Source organism: Paraburkholderia sp. Ac-20336, assembly GCF_017105025.1.
Taxonomy (GTDB): Bacteria; Pseudomonadota; Gammaproteobacteria; order Burkholderiales; family Burkholderiaceae; genus Paraburkholderia.
Map to the genome: position 1 here is coordinate 1 of NZ_JAAGPS010000125.1, position 20,280 is coordinate 20,280.

Consider the following 20,280-nt stretch of genomic DNA (forward strand, 5'->3'; position numbering starts at 1 on the left):
GCGCGGCGAGCGCGCGTGCGGCGGCAAGGCGGTCGCGCTGCACGGCGGGCGCGTCGCTGCCGAGAAGGCGTGCTGCTTCGAGCGGATGCGGCGTCAGGATGCAGGGATCGCCTTGCGCGCCGCGCGCGGCCACTGCGGCGGCAAGTGCGGGGTCTTGTGCGATCAGGTTCAGCGCGTCGGCATCGAGAAGCTTCGGCACGTCGAGTTGCAGCACGTCGCGCAGCACTTGCGTCGCGCGTTCGCGTTGCCCCATGCCGCAGCCGATCGCGAGCGCGTCCATTGTGTCGAGCGGCAGTGTGTCGGGTGCGTGCAGCATCAGTTCGGGATGCGGTGGATCGTAGGGCGGTGCGCCGTCGCCGAGCAGCGCGACGTGGACCTTGCCCGCGCCCGCGTAGAGCGCAGCGCGCGCCGCGAGGATCGCCGCGCCGCACATGCCGGTGTCGCCGCCGACCACTGCGAGGCTGCCGAACGTGCCCTTGTGGGTCGCGAAGTCGCGCGGCGGCATGAAGGTGCCGAAGAGGTCGGGCGCGTTCAGCCGGATGGCGGCGAGCGGGGTGCTGAGGGGGCGGCTGTTTGTGCTGTTGATGGCGTTGCCGTTGCTCGCATCGTTGCTTGTGTCGCTGCCCGTGCCGCTTTCCACACCGTCGCTTGCACCGTGATTCGTACTGCCGCTCGCCGCGTGTCCCATAGCGCGACTCGCAGCGTGGTCCGCATCACTGTTCGCGTCAGTGACAGCCCCACTCGCATCGCCATTGCCACCACCATCGACCCCTCTGCCCAAGCCGATCGGCGCGAGCATCAGATGGCCGGCGAGGTCGCGGCCTTGCGCGGTGAAAAGTCCCGGCTTCGCGCCGATGAACGTGATCGTGTGCGTCGCGCGGACAGTCGCTGCGCCGCTGCCGCCGACCACCGTACCGGTGTCGCCATCGAGGCCGCTCGGCACGTCGAGCGCAAGCACGATGCCGTGCGTCGGACGCGTCGCGCTGCGTTGCGACAGCAGACGCGCGACGCTCGCGAACACGCCATCGAGCGGCCGCGCGAGGCCGATGCCGAACATGCCGTCGACGAGCCAGCCATAGCCATCGAGCGAGGCCGGCGGCGCCGCGCTGATCGGCACGCCGGCGGCGCGCGCGAGGTCGAGCGCCCAGCGCGCGTCGGCCGGCTTCACCTCGACCGGCATGCCGAGCTCCACGGTGACGCCAGCCTTGTGCAACTCTGTTGCTACAACCAGCGCGTCGCCGCCGTTGTTGCCGGGGCCGGCGATCAACCAGACACGTTGCTGCGATTTCGTCACCGACGTGTCGGCGGCGATCCGTTCGAGCAGGAAGCGTGCGGCGGTGTGACCTGCGCGCGCCATCAGCGTGTGCTCGGGCAGCGCGGCGGCGGCCTGCGATTCGGCGATCCGCAGATCGTTCAGCGTGAGTAGTGGCAGCGCGCGATGGGGCGGGGCGGTCAACGGACCGAGAAACGTGGGTAGCGAGTTTTCTGCGTCTGTCATGGCGAATCCGGCGGTGCGCCCGCGGCGAGGCGGGCAGGCTTGGGAATCGCTATGGTAGTGCCGATGTCGTGTCGATGGGCGCGTGCTGTGTGGCGACGTCGCCGCGTGCGCGGCGGAACGCCCGGCATGCGAGCGGTGCAAGCGGTGAGGGCGTGCGCCAATGAGTCGGTGCGATGAGTCAGCGGATAAGCCCTCTGCCTTGATCGAGGTATCGCGACCGCATGGACCGTCACGCCTTGAGCGCGTCTTGTCGCGACATAGCCGGAGGGAGAAACCGGCCTGCCGGCGTTGGAACTCAAAACGCAGGAAGTCAAAACGCCAAGAACTAGCAAAACGCCAGAAACCGGCAAGAACCGCCGCCAGCCCCACGCGTCCTGGCACGAGCTTTACTGAAACCGCTCCGGCCGCAACGCCGCGAGCGTTTCCGGCGGAAGCGCCGACGCCTGCTCCGTCATCAGATCGGCGACGAGCCGGCCCGAGCCCCAGGCCAGCCCCCAGCCCGCCGGCCCATGTCCGGCGTTGACGAACAGACGCGGATGCAGCGCGTTGCCGATCACCGGCAAGCCATCCGGCGACAGCAGCTTCACGCCTTCCCACGGCAGTGCCGCCGAAATCCGTGCGGCGCCCGGAATCCAGTCGTGCGTCGCCTGGCCGAGCAGCGCGAGCGCCTCACTGGTCAGCGCCTCGCCGAGCGGCTTGTCGAGCTGGCTCGCGCCTTGCAGCACCGCGCCGCCGGCAACGCGCAGCCGATGGTTCATGCGGCTGATGCCGATGCGCTTGACCGCGTCGACGATCGCGACGTGCGGCGCGCATTCCTCGTGCGCGATCGGCGCGACGAGCGTATGGATGCGCAGCGCATGCAGCGGCAGCCGCAGGCCCGCGCGCTCGAGCAGCGCGAGGCTGCGGTGGCCGGCCGCGACCACGACCGCGTCGGCATGCACCACGTCGACTTCGCGCGCGCGCAGCGCGTCGTCGCGCGGCGTGAGTTCGACCGTCGCGCGCTGGCTTTCGAGGCGGATCGCCGAGACTTCGCGGCCCAGCATGAACTGCACGCTGCCCTCGATATCGAGAGTCTGTTTGACGAGCTTGGCGAAGAGCGGGCAGTTCGCGGTGCGCTCGTGCTCGAACAGCACGCCGCCCGCGAATGCCGGCTCGGTCGGCACCGCATGCTCGAAGGCCGCGCATTCGGCTGGTGTCAGCACGTGATGCGGCACCTCGAACCGGCGCAGCAGATCGAACGCGGTTGCGTTCTGCTCCCATTCGTGAGCGGCGCGCACGAGGTAAAGCAGTCCGCTTGCCTGTTCGAATTCGAGCCCGAAGCGCGCTTCCACGTCGGCCATCGATTCGCGCGAGGCTTCGATCAGCGGGCGCAGCAGCGCGTACTGGCGCGCGAACGCCTCGGGTTCCTGAAGCTCGGCGAGCCGCTTGACGAACTGCCGCGCGGGCCCGTTGAAGCCGGTCTTGCTGATCACGCCGTTTTTCGCGTTGTGGCGGCTGGCCATGAAGGTCGGGCCGAACCAGACGTCGAGCGGCGTGGGCCGCACGGTGCCGCCTTGTCCGTAAGTGGCGCCTTGCGCGACGGTCGCGTGCCGTTCGACGACGCAGACGCGGTGGCCGGCCGCGCGCAGGTGATAGGCGGTGGCGACGCCCGCTATCCCGCCGCCAATGACGATGACATCCATGCTCTGATTCGATGTGCCGACGGGCCGCTCGCGCGCCTTCCCGTTGGGCGTGACATGCGGCGCGCTACCGCGTGAGACCTCGTTCGCGCGCCGATCGGGTGAAAGGGCGAATGATAGCAGCCAAACCGCCGGCGCGGCGACGCGCACGGCACCGCGCGGCGCGCTTCGCGCGTGCGCCGAAGCCCGCTGGACGCCCGTTCCCGGGGTATAATCCCGGACTTCCTTTCCGCCTCACGTCGCCTGCATGCGCGACTCTCCGGCATCATTGAGCGACGCAACGTCAAGTCCCATGGCCCACTTCTCGTGTTTCCCCGGCGCTTCGGCCCTTTCCGATTTCCGTCAAACCCGCCTGCTCGAAACGCTGACGCGCATCGACGCGAATATCACCGGCGTGCGCGGCCAGTATCTGCACTTCGTCAACGCCCAGACCGAACTGTCCGCTGAAGACAGCGCGAAGGTCGAGGCGCTGATGCACTATGGCGATCCGTTCGAAGCCGGCAAGGAGCGGGGCGCCGTCGAGACCTTCCTCGTCGTGCCGCGCTTCGGCACCGTGTCGCCGTGGGCCAGCAAGGCAACCGACATCGCGCAGCTGTGCGGCCTCGCCCAGGTGCGCCGCATCGAGCGCGGCGTCGAGTACACGGTCACGCTGAAAAGCGGCCTGCTCGGCGGCAAGAAGGCGCTCTCCGACGAAGCGCGCGCGGCCGTCGCCGCGGCGCTGCACGACCGCATGACCGAGAGCGTCGCGCCGTCGCGCGAGCATGCGCTGCATCTGTTCGACGAACTGCCGGCCAAGCCGCTGCAAACCGTCGACGTGCTCGGCCGGGGCCGCGCCGCGCTCGAAACCGCCAACGCGGAACTGGGCCTCGCGCTCGCCGACGACGAAATCGACTACCTCGTCGACGCCTTCACGAAGCTCGGCCGCAATCCGACCGACGTCGAACTGATGATGTTCGCGCAGGCCAACAGCGAGCACTGCCGCCACAAGATCTTCAACGCGGACTGGACCATCGACGGCGAGAAGCAGGACATTTCGCTGTTCAACATGATCCGCAACACCGAGAAGCTGAATCCGCAGGGCACGATCGTCGCCTATTCGGACAACTCGGCGATCATGGCGGGCGGCATGGCCGAGCGCTGGTTCCCGCGCACGCCGGCCGAAGCCGGCGCGAACGGCTTGCCCGAGCACTACCGCCGCGGCGTCGAGCTCACGCACACGCTGATGAAGGTCGAAACGCACAATCACCCGACCGCGATCTCGCCGTTCCCGGGCGCCGCGACCGGCGCGGGCGGCGAAATCCGCGACGAAGGCGCGACCGGCCGTGGCGCGCGTCCGAAGGCGGGGCTCGCGGGCTTCACGGTGTCGAACCTCGAACTGCCGGACGCCGTCGAGTCGTGGGAAAACGCGCGCGATGCCGCGCAGCCGCTCGAACAGCGCAATCCGGCCGCGCAGCACGAAGCCTACGGCCGCCCGGACCGCATCGCCTCGCCGCTGCAGATCATGATCGACGGTCCGCTCGGCGGCGCCGCGTTCAACAACGAATTCGGCCGGCCGAACCTCGGCGGCTATTTCCGCGCTTACGAGCAGAACGTCGCGGGCCTCGTGCGCGGCTATCACAAGCCGATCATGATCGCCGGCGGCATCGGCAATATCTCCGACCAGCACACGCACAAGCACGATCTGCCGGAAGGGTCGCTGCTGATCCAGATCGGCGGCCCGGGCATGCGCATCGGCATGGGCGGCGGTGCTGCGAGTTCGATGGCGACCGGCACCAACACGGCCGAACTCGACTTCGACTCGGTGCAGCGCGGCAACCCCGAAATCGAGCGGCGCGCGCAGGAAGTCATCAACGCGTGCTGGCAGCTCGGCGAGAAGAACCCGATCCTCAGCATTCACGACGTCGGCGCGGGCGGTTTGTCGAACGCGTTCCCCGAAGTGGTGGACGGCGCGGGCAAGGGCGCGGTGTTCGAACTGCGCAAGATCCAGCTTGAAGAAAGCGGCCTGTCGCCGCGCGAAATCTGGTCGAACGAAGCGCAGGAGCGCTACGTGCTCGCCATCGCGCCGGCCGATCTGCCGGCGTTCGAAGCGATGTGCCGGCGCGAGCGCTGCCCGTTCGCGGTGATCGGCACGGCCACCGCCGAGCGTCAGCTGAAGCTGATCGATGCCGAGCAGAGCGAAGCCGCGCATCAGCCCGTCGATATGCCGATGGAAGTGTTGCTCGGCAAGCCGCCTCGCATGCATCGCGACGTCAGGCGCATCGAGCGCAAGCTCGAACCGGTCGAGGTGACCGGCCTCGCGCTGCAGGACGTCGCGCAGAGCGTGCTGCGTCATCCGACGGTGGCGAGCAAGTCGTTCCTGATTACGATCGGCGACCGCTCGGTCGGCGGCACGACCGCGCGCGACCAGATGGTCGGTCCGTGGCAGGTGCCGGTGGCCGACGTCGCGATCACGACGATGGACTACGCCGGTTTCCGCGGCGAAGCGATGACGATGTCCGAGCGCACGCCGCTCGCCGTGATCGATGCGCCGGCTTCGGGCCGCATGGCGGTCGGCGAGGCGATCACGAACATCGCCGCGGCGCCGATCGCGTCGCTCGACAAGCTCAAGCTGTCGGCCAACTGGATGGCCGCGTGCGGCGCACCGGGCGAAGACGCGGCGCTCTACGACACGGTCAAGGCGATCGGCATGGAGCTGTGCCCGGCGCTCGGCATCAGCATTCCGGTCGGCAAGGATTCGCTGTCGATGCGCACGCGCTGGGAAGACCGCGGCGTCGCCAAGGAAGTGGTCGCGCCGGTCTCGCTGATTATCTCGGCATTCGCGCCGGTCGAAGACGTGCGCCGCCATCTGACGCCGCAACTGCGCCGGGTCGCCGACGCCGGCGATTCGGTGCTGATCGCGATCGACCTCGGCCGCGGCAAGCATCGTCTCGGCGGCAGCATCCTCGCGCAGGTCACGCAGCAGGTCGGCGACACGGTGCCCGATGTCGACGATCCCGAAGACCTCAAGCGCTTCTTCAACGCGATCCAGTCTCTCAACCGCGACGGCAAGCTGCTCTCGTACCACGACCGCTCGGACGGCGGCCTGTGGGCGACGGTCTGCGAAATGGCGTTCGCGGGTCACGCGGGCGTGTCGCTGAACGTCGACATGCTCGTGCTCGACGCGAACCACGAATCCGATTACGGCGACGCGAAGGACTGGGCCAAGCAGACGAGCGGCCGCCGCGAAGACCGCACGATTCGCGCGCTCTTCAACGAAGAGCTCGGCGGCGTGATCCAGGTGCGCGCGGCCGATCGCGACGCCGTGCTCGGCGCGTTGCGCGAGCACGGCCTGTCGGCCTGCTCGCATGTGATCGGCAAGGTCAATGAGCGCGACGTGATCGAGGTCTATCGCGACGCGAAGAAGGTCTACGAAGCGCCGCGCGCCGAACTGCATCGCACGTGGAGCGAAGTGAGCTGGCGCATCGCGCGTCTGCGTGACAACCCCGCTTGCGCCGACGCCGAATACGACACGCTGCTCGACGCGGCCGACCCCGGCATCGCGCCGGTGCTGAGCTTCGATCCGGCGCAAGACGTGGCGGCGCCGTTCGTGGGCAAGGGCGCGCGTCCGCGCGTCGCGATCCTGCGCGAGCAGGGTGTGAACTCGCACCTCGAAACGGCCTATGCATTCGATCGCGCCGGTTTCGACGCGCACGACGTCCACATGAGCGATCTGCTGGCGGGCCGAGCGAATCTCGCCGACTTCGCCGGCGCGGTCGCCTGCGGCGGCTTCTCGTACGGCGACACGCTCGGCGCGGGCGAAGGCTGGGCGAAGACGATCCGCTTCAACGCGCAACTGGCCGACATGTTCGCGGCGTTCTTCGGCCGTGACGACACGTTCGCGCTCGGCATCTGCAACGGCTGCCAGATGATGAGCAGCCTCGCCTCGATGATTCCCGGCGCCGAAGCATGGCCGAAGTTCACGCGCAACAAGTCGGAGAAATTCGAGGCGCGCTTCTCGCTCGTCGAGGTGCAGGCATCGCCGTCGATCTTCTTTGCGGGCATGGAAGGCTCGCGCATCCCGGTCGCGGTCGCGCACGGCGAAGGCTTTGCGGACTTCTCGCAGCAGGGCGACAAGTCGAAGGTCGCGGTGGCGATGCGTTATATCGATCACCGTGGCGAGGCAACGGAGCAGTATCCGTTCAACCCGAACGGTTCGCCCGAGGGTATTACGTCGGTCACCACGGCCGATGGCCGCTTCACGGTGCTGATGCCGCACACCGAGCGCGTGCACCGCACGGTGCAGATGAGCTGGCATCCGCAGGGCTGGGGCGAGATCGGCACGGACGCGAGCCCGTGGCTGCGTGTGTTCCAGAACGCGCGCCGCTGGCTCGGTTAAGCGACGTGGTGATGCGGCGGTAATGCGTTTGCGTGGACAAGGCACGTCGCCCAGCGCGACGGCCTTGTCGGCTCGGCCTTGCATCCGGGCAGGTTGTAGCGAACGGCCCACATAACGCGAAATTCGCAGCGTCGTGAAGTCCGCCGCGAACTTCTCGTAACGCTACGGCAATAAAAAAGCCGCCCGAGGGCGGCTTTTTTGTTTCTGGCTTCGGAAGAAGCAGGGCTTGCGTAACCCGCTTCCCGGCGCTTACTGAATCTTCGCGTTCTTGCGCAAACCTTCCTCGAACGCCTGCAGCTTTTCCTGCTGGATCTGCTGCACGATCTGCGCGCGCACCTGTTCGAGCGGCGGCGGCGTGATGGCGCGGATGTCGTCGACGCGGATAATGTGCCAGCCGAATTGCGTGTGCACCGGCGTGTCGGTCATCTGGCCTTTCTGCAGATGTGTGGCTGCGTCCGCGAATTCTGGCACGTAGGCCTTCGGGTCCGACCAGTCGAGATCGCCGCCGTTCTTGCCCGAGCCCGGGTCCTTCGAGTACTGCCTGGCCAGGTCTTCGAAGCTCGCACCCGCCTTGATCTTCGCGATCAGGTCCTTCGCCTGCTGCTCGTTGTCGACGAGGATGTGGTGCAGGTGATATTCCTTGCCGCCCGCGTCCTTGATCAGCGCGTTGTAGCGCGCGGTGACTTCGGCGTCGGTCGGCTGGTTGTTCTTCACGAAATCTTCGATCAGCGCGCGCAGCACGACGGTTTGCTGCGCGACCGCGACTTGCGCCTTGACGTCGGGGCGGTTCGGCAGGCCACGACGCAGCGCTTCCTGCATCAGGATTTCGCGGTTCACCAGTTCTTCGCGCACGGCCTGCTGCAATTGCGGCGTGTTCTGCTGGCCTTGATGAACCAGTTGATCGATCAGCGCATCGGCGCGTGCCTTCGGAATCGGCGTGCCGTTCACGACGGCGATGTTCTGTGCGAATGCAGGTGCGGCCGCGAATGCAGCCAGCAACACCCAGAGGCGGGTTTTCTTCAAGGTCATCGAGAGTTCCTAGCGGGGCAACAAAGCAAATTCTTCGGGCGTATACGCCGTGATGGCAAGGGCATGGATGCCGCGCTGCATGGCATCGGCCAGCGCATCATACACCATGCGATGCCGCGCCACGCGGGCCTTGCCGGCAAATGCGGCGGCCACGATCGTGACACTGAAATGACCGCCGGCCGCGGCGCCGGCGTGGCCCGCGTGCTGCGCGCTGTCGTCGGTGATGCGGATCGACTCGACCGGCGCGAGCGCGGCCAAAAGGCGTGCTTCGATCAGCACGGCGCGCTCGGCGGTCGTGGCGTGCATGAACAGATCGCTCATGTCATTCTTCCTTCATGTACTTCGACAGCCACAGGCTCTGTCCGACGATGAACACGAGCAGGCAGCCGGTGGCGCCGAACAGCTTGAAATTGACCCACTGGTCGGTCGTGTAGTGATAGGCGACGAACAGGTTCAGGAGGCCGAGCAGCACGAAAAACACCGCCCAGACGAGGTTCAGCTTGCTCCAGATCGCGTGCGGCAGCGTGATCTGCTTGCCCATCATCGCTTCGATCAGGTTTTTGTTGAAGCCGAGTTGCGAGACGATCAGCGCGACGGAAAACGCCCAGTACAGCACGGTCGGTTTCCATTTGATGAAGGTGTCGTTGTGCAGCACGAGCGTCGCGCCGCCGAACACGACGACGACGCCGAGGCTCACCCACAGCATCGGGTCGACCTTGCGATGGCGGAACGCGACCCACGCGATCTGCACCAGGGTTGCGACGATCGCCACTGCCGTCGCCGTGAAAATGCCCCAGATCTTGAAGGCGACGAAGAACAGGATGATCGGGAACAGATCGAACAGGAATTTCATTATCTGGTCGGGAAGTCGGAGAGTGAGTGGAGCGGTAAATCAGGCAACGGGTTGAGTGACGCAGTGCGTGCGGCAATGGCTGATCGCTGCGCGCCCGCCGTTGCGCAAGCGGGCGGCCCGTGCGATAAGACCCGTGACGGCTTGCGGGCGCGGTGCCGCGAGCGGCACCGCCAGCCGGCGGCACGAGGCGCCCTCGCATGCTGCCCAGACACGACCACGTGACGAACACGCTACGGACCGGTCACGAACACGGCCCGAAAGCCGGCTGAAGGGCGCCGCGCGCGGCGCAACGCCCGAATCCCGGGGCCATGCCTGCCACCGGCCTTGCCCTTGGATTTCGCGCCGCGTTACTTGGGCTCGAATTGTAACGCAGCCGAATTGATGCAGTAACGCAGACCAGTCGGCGCCGGTCCGTCTTCGAATACGTGGCCGAGGTGCGCGCCGCACTTCTTGCATTGCACCTCGATACGCAGCATGCCGTGCGAACGGTCGGTCTTCTCGGCGATCACCTCGCCGTCGATCGGCCGGAAGTAGCTCGGCCAGCCGCAGCCCGCGTCGAACTTGGTGTCCGATTCGAACAGCGGGGTGCCGCAACAGACGCAGTCGTAAATGCCGCGCTCCCAGTGATCGTGATAGCGGCCCGTGAACGGGCGCTCGGTGGCCGCGTGGCGCGTCACCTGATATTCGATGTCGGAGAGCTGCTTGCGCCATTCGGTATCGCTTTTCTGGACCGCGGGGGCGTCGTGCTTGAGATCGTCGGGATTGTTCATGGTCGCTTCCTGTCTCGGGTCGGGCCTGGAAATGCCCGGTTTCAGTCTCGGTATGTTGAAGGCGGAGCCGCCCACGCGTCACGACGAACAGCTGACTTCGAGCGAGCTCGCCCAGTCGGGCGGCAGGCCCGCATACGCGGCGTATTCGGGCTGTTCGTCGAACGGGCGGCGCAGCACGGTCGCGAGCCGTTCCACTTCGGAAAAATCCTTTTCCTTCGCGTGCTGGATCGCGGTTTCCGCCAGATGGTTGCGAAGTATGAATTTGGGGTTCACGCGGTTCATTGCAATGGCGCGCGCGGCATCGTCGCGTGTTTCTTCGGACAGCCGCGCGCGATAGTCGTTCGCCCAGGCGTCGAAGGCGGCGCGGTCGAGGAACAGGTCGCGCACCGGCGCGTCGCTGCTCGCATCGTGTTTCGACAAGCTCGCGAGATGGCGGAACGTCAGCGTGAAATCGGCGCGGTTTGTGTGCATCACCTCGAACAGGCGATTCACGAGCGCGTCGTCGCCTTCGCGCGCGTGTTCGAGGCCGAGCTTCGCGCGCATACGGTTGGCGAGTGCCGGCGCGAAGCGGTCCTTGAAGCCGCTGAGCACGCGTTGCGCGTCTTCGATCGCCTTGTCGCCGCGCACGCTTGCGTCGTGCCGTTCGCCGAGGATCGGCAGCAGCCCTTGCGCGAGGCAGAACAGGTTCCAGTAGGCGACCTGCGGCTGCCGCTGGTACGCGTAGCGGCCGTGCGTATCGGAGTGATTGCAGATGTGGTTCGCGTCGAAGCCGTCCAGGAAACCGAACGGGCCGTAGTCGATCGTGAGGCCGAGGATCGACATGTTGTCGGTATTCATCACGCCGTGACAGAAACCGACCGCCTGCCAGTCGACCATCAGATCGGCGGTGGAGCGCACCGCCTCGTCGAGCAGCGCGAGATACGGGTCGTCGGCTTCGCGGCAATGCGGATAGAAGCGTTCGATCACGTGATCGGCCAGCGTGCGCAGCGCATCGACGCGATCGTTCGCATAGAAGTGCTCGAAGTGGCCGAAGCGCACGAAGCTCGGCGCGACGCGCGTGACCACCGCGGCGGTTTCGATCGTCTCGCGCCGCACCGGCTGATCGGAGCCGATCACGCACAGCGCGCGCGTGGTCGGAATGCCGAGATGATGCATCGCTTCCGAGCACAGATATTCGCGGATCGACGAGCGCAGCACCGCGCGGCCGTCGGCCATGCGCGAATAGGGCGTGAGGCCCGCGCCCTTCAGTTGCAGTTCGAAGCGCTGGCCGTCGTGTGCGAGTTCGCCGAGGCCGAGCGCGCGGCCGTCGCCGAGCTGGCCGGCCCACACGCCGAACTGGTGCCCCGAGTACACCGACGCATACGGCAGCGCCTCAGCGGGCCAGTTGCGCGTCGCGTTGCCGCAGAACAGTTCGATGAAACCCGGATCATGCTCGATGCCTGGCGGCAAACCGAGCAGCGCGGCGGTCTCGGCGGAAAAGCCGACCCGGTACGGTGCGCTGAGCGGCGCGGCGGGCAGGCGCGTGAGAAACGTGCTGCCGAGCCGCGCGAAGGCGTTGTCGGGGGGAGTGGCGAGTGTGTTGGAAAGATCCGTCAAAGCTGCGGATAGCCCTGCAATGCTTGGGGAAAACGACATGTTGAGCGCCTCTGGATTAACCGATATTGTAAGTCCGCGCCCGCGGCGCTGCTGGCTGGCCGCCTGAACGGTTCGGACGGAGTTGCTTCGTTCGGTGCCGCCTGGTTCAGCCTGGTTCCTTTGGGTCCGTTGGGTCCCATTCGGCCACGGTCGCCGCCGCAACGATTTTCCGCCTTGCGCGCCTCAACCGCTTGCCGATCCGAATCGAAGTAAATTACAGCCAGGCAGGGCGAATCGAAACGCCAGCCGACCACAACCCGAACGCAATCCGCCCCTATCGACAAGCCGAGGAGACTCCGCCTTATGACGACGCCGTTGCTGGGCCAGATGATGGACGTGCCGCTCACCGTGTCATCGCTGCTCGCGCACGCCGCGCGGCATTTCGGCAGCACCGAGATCGTGTCGCGCCGCATCGAAGGCGATCTGCATCGCTACACCTACCGCGATTGCGAGCAGCGCGCGAAGCAGCTCGCGCAGGCGCTGATCGCGCTCGGCGTCGAGGCGGGCGAGCGGGTCGCGACGCTCGCCTGGAACGGCTACCGGCATCTCGAAGCGTATTACGGCACGGCTGGCTTTGGCGCCGTATGCCACACGATCAACCCGCGGCTCTTTCCCGACCAGATCGCCTACATCGTCAATCACGCGGACGACGCCTACGTGCTGTTCGACACGACGTTCGCCGCGCTCGTCGATACGCTCGCGCCGCAGTGCCCGAAAGTGCGCGGCTGGATCGCGTTGTGCGACGAAGCGCATCTGCCGTCGATGCAAACGCCGGTGCTCTGCTACGAAACGCTGATGGCCGCGCAGGACGGCCACTTCGCGTGGCCCGCGCTCGACGAGCGCCAGGCCTCGTACCTCTGCTATACGTCGGGCACGACCGGCAATCCGAAGGGCGCGCTGTATTCGCATCGCTCGACGGTGCTGCATGCGCTCGGCGCCTCGCTGCCCGATGCGATGTGCCTGTCCGCGCGCGACAGCGTGCTGCCCGTGGTGCCGATGTTCCACGTCAATGCATGGGGCATTCCGCATGCGGCGCCGCTGACCGGCGCGAAGCTCGTGCTGCCCGGCAAGGATCTCGACGGCAAGTCGCTCTACGAACTGATGGAGCGCGAGCGCGTCACGTATTCGGCCGGCGTGCCGACCGTCTGGCTCGGTTTGCTCAACTACCTGCGCGAAGCGGGCGTGAAGTTTTCCTCGCTGGAGCGCACGGTGATCGGCGGCTCCGCGTGTCCACCCGCGATGCTGCGCACGTTCGAGGACGACTACGGCGTGCAGGTCATCCACGCATGGGGCATGACGGAAATGTCGCCGCTCGGCACCTTGTCGAAACTGACGTGGGAGCAGAGCCAGCGGCCGGTGGCGGAGCAGCGCAAGCTGCTCGAAAAGCAGGGCCATACGATCTATGGCGTCGACATGAAGATCGTCGGCGAGGACGGCCGCGAATTGCCGTGGGACGGCGTCGCGTTCGGCGATCTGCACGTGCGCGGACCGTGGGTGATCGACCGGTATTTCCGCAAGGACGACGCGCCGCTCGTCGACGGCTGGTTCCCGACCGGCGACGTCGCGACGATCGACCCCGACAGCTTCCTGCATATCACCGACCGCTCGAAGGACGTCATCAAGTCGGGCGGCGAATGGATCAGCTCGATCGACGTCGAGAACGTCGCGATCGCGCATCCGGGCGTGGCCGAAGCGGCCTGCATCGCGTGCGCGCATCCGAAGTGGACCGAGCGGCCGCTGCTCGTTGTTGTCAAGCGCGCGGGGCACGAGCCCACGCGCGAGGAACTGCTCGCGTTCTATGACGGCAAGGTCGCGAAGTGGTGGATTCCTGACGACGTCGTGTTCGTCGACGAACTGCCGCACACGGCGACCGGCAAGCTGCAGAAGCTCAAGCTGCGCGACCGGTTCCGCGACCATGTGCTGCCGTCCGCGCTCGACGACGCCCGGGATTGTCCGCTAACGCCGCTTGCGGCCGACGCCAGGGGAAACCCTGTCTGACTCTAAATTGAACGATCGTTCTTTTTTGTGTATTCTGCCTGCTGACCCCGGATTCATCGGTCGAAAAAAGTCCGACAATGAGCGGACCCGATCACGGACCCGATCACGGACCCGATCACGGACCCGGTGAGCCGGACGGGCGGCGCATCACGCGCCGCCTCATTGCATGGATCGCATGGAGGCAGGCATGGCGGTAAACGACGCAGTAGTGGACTACACGACTCATGACGGCGTGGCCGTCATCACGCTGAACAATCCCCCTGTGAATGGCCTTGGACTGTCGACGCGAGCGGGCATCGTCGAAGGGCTCGAGCGCGCGCAGAACGATCCGGCCATCAAGGCCGTCGTGCTGACGGGAGCAGGCAAGGCCTTTTCGGGCGGCGCCGACATCACCGAATTCAATACGCCGAAGGCGACCCAGGAGCCGACGCTCGCGACCGTCATCAAGGCTGTCGAAGGCAGCGCGAAGCCGGTCGTCGCGGCGATTCACAGCGTCGCGATGGGCGGCGGCCTCGAACTCGCGCTCGGCGCGCATTACCGCGTTGCCGCGGCCGGCGCGCAGATCGCGCTGCCCGAAGTGAAGCTCGGCATTTTGCCGGGCGCGGGCGGCACGCAGCGTCTGCCGCGCGCGATCGGTCTCGAAGCCGCGCTGAACATGATCGTCTCGGGCGCGCCAGTGCTCTCCGAAAAGCTCGCCGACTCGGGCCTGTTCGACGAAGTCGTCGCCAACCCGGCCGAACTCGCCGAAGCCGCGCTCGCCTTCGCGCGCAAGGTGGGCGCGAAGGCGGGCCCGCATCCGAAGGTGCGCGAGCGCAAGATCGAGCATCCGAACGCAGCCGGTTTCATCCAGTTCGCGCGCAACAGCGTCGCGGCAATCGCGAAGCATTTCCCGGCGCCGCACAAGTGCATCGAAGCAGTGGAAGCCGGCGTGCAGAACGGTTTCGACAAGGGCCTCGCCTTCGAGCGCGAATGTTTTCTCGCGCTCGTGCAGACGCCCGAGAGCCGCGCGCTGCGTCATGCGTTCTTCGGCGAACGCGCGGCGAGCAAGATTCCCGATGTGCCGTCCGATACGCCCGTGCGCGAGATCGGCCAGGTGGCCGTGATCGGCGCGGGCACGATGGGCGGCGGCATCGCGATGAACTTCATCAACGCGGGCATTCCGGTCACGCTGCTCGAAACGAAGCAGGAAGCGCTCGACCGCGGGCTCGCGACGATCCGCAAGAACTACGAGGCGACAGTCAGGAAGGGCAAGCTCAAGCCTGAGGTGATGGAACAGCGCCTCGCGCTGCTGAAGCCGACGCTTTCCTACGACGACCTGAAGAGCGCCGACCTGATCGTCGAAGCCGTGTTCGAAGAACTGGGCGTGAAGGAGCAGGTGTTCCGCCGCCTCGACGAAGTCGCGAAGCCCGGCGCGATCCTCGCCTCGAACACGTCGACGCTCGATGTCGACAAGATTGCCGCGTTCACGAAGCGTCCGCGGGACGTGGTCGGCATGCACTTCTTCAGCCCGGCCAACGTGATGAAGCTGCTCGAAGTCGTGCGCGGCAAGGAGACCGCGAAGGACGTGCTCGCCACCGTGATGAAGGTCGCGAAGAAGATCAAAAAGACCGCGGTCGTCTCGGGCGTATGCGACGGCTTTATCGGCAATCGCATGATCGAGCAGTACGTGCGCCAGGCGCTCTTCATGCTCGAAGAAGGTGCGCTGCCCGCGCAGGTCGACAAGGCGATCGAGAAGTTCGGCTTCGCAATGGGGCCGTTCCGCATGAGCGATCTCGCCGGCAACGACATCGGCTGGGCGATTCGCAAGCGCCGCTATCTCGAGTATCCCGAGATGCATTATTCGAAGATCGCCGACCGTCTGTGCGAAATGGGCCGCTTCGGCCAGAAGACCGGCGGTGGCTGGTACGACTACAAGGCCGGCGACCGCACCGCGTATCCGTCGAGCGTGGTCAACGAGATGATCGGCGCGTATTCGAAAGAGGCCAACGCCGAGCGCCGCAAGATCAGCGACGAGGAAATCGTCGAGCGGCTCGTGTTCGCGCTCGTCAACGAAGGCGCGAAGATTCTCGAAGAGGGCATTGCGTCGAAGGCGTCGGACATCGACATGGTCTATCTGACCGGCTACGGCTTTCCGCTTCATCGCGGCGGCCCGATGCTGTACGCGGACACGGTCGGGCTCTACAACGTCGAGCGCGCGATTCGCCGCTATGCGGCGCGGCCGAACGGCGACGCGTGGAAGCTCGCGGCCAGCATCGCGAAGCTGGCCGCCGAGGGGCGCGGCTTCAACGGCTGAGCGGACGACGGGGATCGGCCGGCGCGGCGGCTTCGCGCGGCGCGCCGATCCCACCCGAATCGAGTCTGGATCAGACTCGGACCAAACTCGAATCAGACTCGGATCAAACGACAGAGGCGGCGCGCCCACGCGCATAAACCGGCATGAAACCGGGATGAAGCGCACGGCATCGAGCCGGCGCGCCGCTCTCGACACTGCAATGGGAGACACGCATGACTGACGCCGTAATCGTATCCACCGCCCGCACGGGTCTCGCCAAATCGTGGCGCGGCGGTTTCAACATGACGCATGGCGCGACGCTCGGCGGCCACGTGACGCAGGCCGCGGTCGAGCGCGCGAAAATCGACCCGGCGCGCGTCGAGGACGTCATCATGGGCTGCGCGAATCCGGAAGGCGCGACCGGCGCCAATATCGCGCGGCAGATCGCGCTGCGCGCGGGCCTGCCGGTCAGCGTGCCGGGCATGACCGTGAACCGCTTCTGCTCGTCGGGCTTGCAGACGATCGCGCTGGCCGCGCAACGCGTGATCGCCGGTGAGGGCGACGTGTTCGTCGCCGGTGGCGTCGAGTCGATCTCGTGCGTGCAGAACGAGATGAACCGCCACATGATGACCGAAGGCTGGCTCAACGAGCACAAGCCGGAAATCTACTGGCCGATGCTGCAGACGGCCGAGAACGTCGCGAAGCGCTACGCGATTTCGAAGGAACGCCAGGACGAATACGGCGTGCGCTCGCAGCAGCGCGCGGCGGCCGCGCTCGAAGCCGGCCGGTTCAAGGACGAGATCGTGCCGCTGACGGTGCTCGCCGGTGTCGCCGATAAAGCGACCGGGCGGCTCTATACGAAGGAGGTGACGGTCAGCAGCGACGAAGGCATTCGCGCCGACACGACGCTCGAAGGCGTCGCGAAGATTCGCACGGCGGTGCCGGGCGGCGTGATCACCGCGGGCAACGCGAGCCAGTTCTCGGACGGCGCGTCGGCCAGCGTGGTGATGAACGCGACGCTCGCGGAGCGCGAAGGTTTGCAGCCGCTCGGTATTTTCCGCGGCTTCGCGGTGGCCGGTTGCGAGCCCGACGAAATGGGCATCGGCCCGGTGTTCGCGGTGCCTAAGCTGTTGAAGAAGGCCGGCCTCAAGGTCGAGGACATCGGCCTGTGGGAGCTGAACGAAGCGTTCGCGGTGCAGGTGCTCTATTGCGCGGATACGCTTGGCATTCCGCACGATCGCCTCAACGTGAACGGCGGCGCGATCGCGGTCGGCCATCCGTATGGCGTGTCGGGCGCGCGGCTCGTCGGCCATGCGCTGATCGAGGGCAAACGGCGTGGCGTGAAGTTCGTCGTGGTGACGATGTGCATCGGCGGCGGGCAGGGCGCGGCGGGCTTGTTCGAAGTGGTCTGAGGTGGCCTGAGGTGGTGGGTGCCGGGCGCGCATCTGTGAGCAAGCTCACGGTGATGCGATGCCCGGTAGCCTCGGTAGCGGCAGGCCAGGCGCGCCCTGGTCGACAAGGGGCATCGTGCGGGTCGGGTCCGCCGGAGAGCTTGTCGCGCGGCAGGTAGTCAATCTGTGCGAACTGCGCGGCGCACGCGAAGGCGAGCGCGTGGCGCATGGAGGCGAATGCGGGCACGGCCAGCGGCATGTGTGCAAGAAGCACCGGGTGACTGAGCCACCCGCGTGCGGAGACAAGGGAACTATGCACCCAGAATACGCTTCAATTCGTCGAAAAACGAAGCAGTTGTATAGCCCCATAGAACCGGGTTGAAATTGAATCCATAGGCTTCATAGAATTTTGTGTCGAGACTCTCACCTGCTTCTTTTTTGAATTTGTCTATTTCAGATAGCGCCTCTGCGATTTCTTCCGGAGAACTGTCTCGCTTGTAGCAAGAGACGACATCTTCCAGCGTATCGCCCCAAAGATCGCTATCCTGGTTGAGATATCCCCCGAACAGCACATAGAACTGGGGATAGGATTTTTCGTTCATCATTGCAGTAGATAAGACAACCTGATCCGTACTCATATTGATATTCCGGGCGCAATCTCTCGCGCAATTGTGCCTCAGTCCGCCCGACACGCTTTTCGATTGTATGCCCGCCGACCCAGCTACCGTTTTCGCTTCATGCTTCGTCAGTCTGATACGCCAGGCTAAACAGATGATGAGCGAATGAAGCGCAACCCGTGAGCAACCGATAAGCACCCCATGAGCGAACGAAGAAGCACAGCGACGCGAATGCACCGAAGCGATAGCAGGTATCATTTTTCGCCACGCGCGTATGCGCTTGCGTCCGCGTTTGTGCCCGCGCGCGCCTTGCGCGGCGACCGTCCGCGCGACGCGACCGTTCCAGATGCAGACGCCGCCGACCACGAACTCCGAACACTGCAATGACCGACTCGACCTCATCCGCCCGCAGCGGCAACGCTTCGTTGCCCGAAAGCCCCTTCGTCGACCGCCTCGGCGCGCGCTTGCTCAGCGCCGCCGACGGCGTCAGCGAAGTCGTGCTGCCCTTGCAGCCCGATCACATGAACACCTGGGACGTCGCGCACGGCGGCGTTACGATGACGCTCGCCGACGTCGCGCTCGCGATGGCCGCGCGCAGTCTCGCCGGCGACGGCGTCGGCGTCGTCACGGTCGAGATGAAGGTCAACTTCATGCAGCCCGGCCGCGGCGAGTTGCGCGCGAGCGGCCGCGTGCTGCACCGCTCGACCACGATGGCCTATTGCGAAGGCGAGATTCGCGACAGCGAAGGCCACTTCGTCGCCAAGGCGCTCGGCACCTTCAAGTACATGCGCCGCCTCGCGGTGGGCCGCGACGTGACGCGCCAGCGTCTGCGCAGCGACCCGTCGGCGAAACCCGGCCCGAGCGACTGACCGCGCAACCTCACGGCGCGCGCGAGGCACGACGACGCGCGCGCTGGCCAACCGAACCATCGGCAACTCAATTGGCAACTTAATTTGCAACTCCATCGGCAAACCAGGGAGACGACCCTCATGACCCAGATCAACCGGCAGGTTCTGCTCGCTTCGCGTCCGCAAGGCGAAGTCACGCCCGATAACTTCAGGCTCGTCGAAACGCCGCTCGCCCCGCTCGCCGAAGGCGAGGTGCGCGTGCGCAACCACTTCCTGTCGCTCGATCCGTACATGCGCGGCCGCATGAGCGACAGCAAGTCGTACGCGGCGCCGCAGCCGCTCGACGAAGTGATGATCGGCGGCACGGTCGGCGAAGTGGTCGAATCGAAGAACCCGAAGTTCGCGGTCGGCAACAAGGTCGTCGCGATGTTCGGCTGGCAGGAGTACGGCACCTCGAACGGCGCGGGCATGCAGAAGGTCGACGACACGCATGTGCCGCTCCCGGCCTATCTTGGCCCGGTCGGCATGCCGGGCGTCACCGCGTGGTACGGGCTCAACCGCATCATCGCGCCGAAGGCGGGCGAGACGGTCGTCGTCAGTGCGGCGAGCGGGGCGGTGGGCAGCGTGGTCGGCCAGCTCGCGAAGGCGGCCGGGGCGCGCGCGGTCGGCATCGCGGGCGGCGCGGAGAAATGCCGCTACGTCGTCGAGACGCTCGGCTTCGACGCCTGCGTCGACTACAAGGCCGGCAATCTCTACCAGGACCTGAAGGCCGCGACGCCCGACGGTATCGACGGCTGCTTCGAGAACGTCGGCGGCGAGGGGCTCGATGCGACGCTCGCGCGCATGAACGCGTTCGGGCGCATCGCGTTGTGCGGTTTCATCGCCGGGTATGACGGCCAGCCGGTACCGCTCAAAAATCCCTCGCTGATGCTGACGCAGCGGCTGCTCGTGCAGGGCTTTATCGTCTCGGAGCATATGGAGGTGTGGCCCGAGGCGCTCGCGCAGCTCGGCACGCTCGTCGCGCAGAAGAAGCTGCATTATCGCGAGACCATCGCGCAAGGGCTCGACGCCGCGCCCGAGGCGTTCATCGGTCTGCTCAAGGGCCGCAACTTCGGCAAGCAGCTGGTCAGGCTGATCTGATCCCGGCGCGGCGTCACCACTCAACCAGGGAGTAGTCCAACGATGTTCGAATTCGCAGGCAAGGTGGCGGTAATCACCGGCGCGGGCGGCGGCTTCGGCCGCGCGTTCGCGCAAAAGGGCGCGGCGCGCGGCATGAAGCTCGTGCTCGCCGACGTCAGCGCCGACGCGCTCGCGC

The 20,280-nt window shown here is 66.4% G+C and carries 15 protein-coding genes; 7 read left to right on the top strand and 8 right to left on the bottom strand.

Translation table 11 applies throughout. From position 1 onward, the window contains the following. Together GXB81_RS25465 and GXB81_RS25470 are read right to left on the bottom strand one after the other, a co-directional pair. The coding region (locus GXB81_RS25465) for an NAD(P)H-hydrate epimerase (protein ID WP_205990651.1) at positions 1-1,498 on the bottom strand (1,498 nt) is incomplete at its 3' end. 386 nt (positions 1,499-1,884) lie between these two features. After that, the gene (locus GXB81_RS25470; RefSeq protein WP_205990652.1) at positions 1,885-3,180 is read right to left on the bottom strand and encodes an FAD-dependent oxidoreductase; all 1,296 of its coding nucleotides are present in this window, start codon (positions 3,178-3,180) and stop codon (positions 1,885-1,887) included. Between the two features lie 289 nt (positions 3,181-3,469). On the opposite strand from GXB81_RS25470, the gene purL reads away from it, so the two are divergent. Further along, complete coding sequence (purL, locus tag GXB81_RS25475) at positions 3,470-7,552, top strand: phosphoribosylformylglycinamidine synthase (RefSeq protein WP_205990653.1); 4,083 nt, start codon at positions 3,470-3,472, stop codon at positions 7,550-7,552. Positions 7,553-7,801: 249 nt separating this feature from the next. Here the strand turns inward: purL and GXB81_RS25480 are convergent, their stop codons facing one another. The 5 genes from GXB81_RS25480 to GXB81_RS25500 all read right to left on the bottom strand — a co-directional run bounded on the left by GXB81_RS25480 (position 7,802) and on the right by GXB81_RS25500 (position 11,839). Further along, positions 7,802-8,581, bottom strand: a complete 780-nt coding sequence (locus tag GXB81_RS25480) for a peptidylprolyl isomerase (RefSeq protein WP_167038254.1) — start codon at positions 8,579-8,581, stop codon at positions 7,802-7,804. 9 nt (positions 8,582-8,590) lie between these two features. Next, the gene (locus tag GXB81_RS25485; RefSeq protein WP_167038252.1) at positions 8,591-8,902 is read right to left on the bottom strand and encodes a BolA family protein; all 312 of its coding nucleotides are present in this window, start codon (positions 8,900-8,902) and stop codon (positions 8,591-8,593) included. 1 nt (position 8,903) lies between these two features. Continuing rightward, on the bottom strand, positions 8,904-9,434 hold the full coding sequence (locus GXB81_RS25490) for a septation protein A (protein WP_167038250.1): 531 nt from the start codon (positions 9,432-9,434) through the stop codon (positions 8,904-8,906). Between the two features lie 347 nt (positions 9,435-9,781). Continuing rightward, positions 9,782-10,204: a peptide-methionine (R)-S-oxide reductase MsrB gene (msrB, locus tag GXB81_RS25495; protein WP_167038248.1), complete on the bottom strand. Its 423-nt coding sequence runs from the start codon at positions 10,202-10,204 to the stop codon at positions 9,782-9,784. A gap of 78 nt (positions 10,205-10,282) precedes the next feature. Continuing rightward, the gene (locus GXB81_RS25500) at positions 10,283-11,839 is read right to left on the bottom strand and encodes a protein adenylyltransferase SelO (RefSeq protein WP_205990654.1); all 1,557 of its coding nucleotides are present in this window, start codon (positions 11,837-11,839) and stop codon (positions 10,283-10,285) included. Positions 11,840-12,142: 303 nt separating this feature from the next. Here GXB81_RS25500 and GXB81_RS25505 point away from each other — a divergent pair, with 303 nt between their 5' ends. The 3 genes from GXB81_RS25505 (at position 12,143) to GXB81_RS25515 (ending at position 17,521) form a co-directional block, all read left to right on the top strand. After that, the gene (locus tag GXB81_RS25505; RefSeq protein WP_167282875.1) at positions 12,143-13,837 is read left to right on the top strand and encodes a 3-(methylthio)propionyl-CoA ligase; all 1,695 of its coding nucleotides are present in this window, start codon (positions 12,143-12,145) and stop codon (positions 13,835-13,837) included. Between the two features lie 187 nt (positions 13,838-14,024). Further along, positions 14,025-16,130, top strand: coding sequence for a 3-hydroxyacyl-CoA dehydrogenase NAD-binding domain-containing protein (locus GXB81_RS25510; RefSeq protein ID WP_205990655.1), 2,106 nt, complete (start codon positions 14,025-14,027; stop codon positions 16,128-16,130). Positions 16,131-16,342: 212 nt separating this feature from the next. Next, a complete protein-coding gene (locus GXB81_RS25515) occupies positions 16,343-17,521 on the top strand; it encodes an acetyl-CoA C-acyltransferase (RefSeq protein ID WP_167282872.1) in 1,179 nt (392 codons plus the stop codon). 290 nt (positions 17,522-17,811) lie between these two features. On the opposite strand, the gene GXB81_RS25520 is transcribed toward GXB81_RS25515, so the two are convergent. Further along, the gene (locus GXB81_RS25520; RefSeq protein WP_205990657.1) at positions 17,812-18,105 is read right to left on the bottom strand and encodes a contact-dependent growth inhibition system immunity protein; all 294 of its coding nucleotides are present in this window, start codon (positions 18,103-18,105) and stop codon (positions 17,812-17,814) included. Between the two features lie 395 nt (positions 18,106-18,500). Here GXB81_RS25520 and GXB81_RS25525 point away from each other — a divergent pair, with 395 nt between their 5' ends. The 3 genes from GXB81_RS25525 to GXB81_RS31595 form a co-directional block, all read left to right on the top strand. Continuing rightward, positions 18,501-18,986 carry a PaaI family thioesterase gene (locus tag GXB81_RS25525; RefSeq protein ID WP_167038238.1) on the top strand — a complete coding sequence of 162 codons (486 nt, stop codon included), beginning with the start codon at positions 18,501-18,503 and terminating at the stop codon, positions 18,984-18,986. Between the two features lie 120 nt (positions 18,987-19,106). After that, entirely contained in the window at positions 19,107-20,105 is a 999-nt protein-coding gene (locus GXB81_RS25530; RefSeq protein WP_205990656.1) for an NADP-dependent oxidoreductase, read from the top strand. Positions 20,106-20,147: 42 nt separating this feature from the next. Next, positions 20,148-20,280 (top strand): SDR family NAD(P)-dependent oxidoreductase (locus GXB81_RS31595; RefSeq protein WP_241016514.1); only part of this gene is annotated, 133 nt, incomplete at its 3' end.